The sequence below is a fragment of the Bacillus sp. AFS040349 genome (assembly GCF_002577655.1).
Classification (GTDB): Bacteria; Bacillota; Bacilli; order Bacillales; family Bacillaceae; genus Metabacillus.
Genome location: NZ_NUMC01000167.1, coordinates 1 through 782 on the forward strand (window position 1 = coordinate 1; position 782 = coordinate 782).

Here is a 782-nt window from a genome sequence, read left to right on the forward strand (position 1 = left end):
AAGTGGTTAGCTGCCAATTCCGTTAAGTTGAACGGAGTTTCTCTTGAAAAAGGAAAGATATCAATTGCGCGCTTGGAAAAAGATGTTCCGGAAGAAGCAAAAAAATTTAGTGCGAGCCTGTATCAGATGCTCCCAAGAATAAAATTAACCGATTTACTCATGGATGTTGCTTATATAACAGGATTTCATGAACAATTCACTCATGCTTCCAATAATCGAAAACCGGATAAAGAAGAAACGATTATTATTATGGCAGCCCTTTTAGGAATGGGAATGAATATTGGTTTGAGTAAGATGGCTGAAGCAACACCCGGACTTACATATAAGCAACTAGCCAATGTATCTCAATGGCGAATGTATGAAGATGCCATGAATAAAGCACAAGCAGTATTAGTAAATTTTCATCATAAATTACAATTGTCTTCCTATTGGGGCGACGGTACAACATCCTCATCGGATGGTATGAGAATGCAGCTAGGTGTTTCATCACTACATGCAGATACAAATCCACATTATGGAAACGGAAAAGGAGCAACCATCTATCGTTTTACTAGTGATCAATTCTCTTCTTACTACACAAAGATTATTCATACTAATTCAAGGGATGCGATTCATGTTTTAGATGGTTTGTTGCACCATGAGACGGATCTAAACATAGAAGAGCATTATACAGACACAGCCGGTTATACAGACCAAATATTCGGACTGACTCATTTATTAGGATTTAATTTTGCTCCAAGAATAAGAGATTTATCAGATTCGAAATTATTTACAATAGATAA

1 protein-coding gene is annotated in these 782 nt (G+C 36.4%); it reads left to right on the forward strand.

The genetic code is table 11. The annotated features are described in order from the left end of the window. Window positions 1-782: Tn3 family transposase (locus tag COD11_RS25420; RefSeq protein ID WP_141549752.1), on the forward strand; the 782-nt coding region annotated here is incomplete at both ends.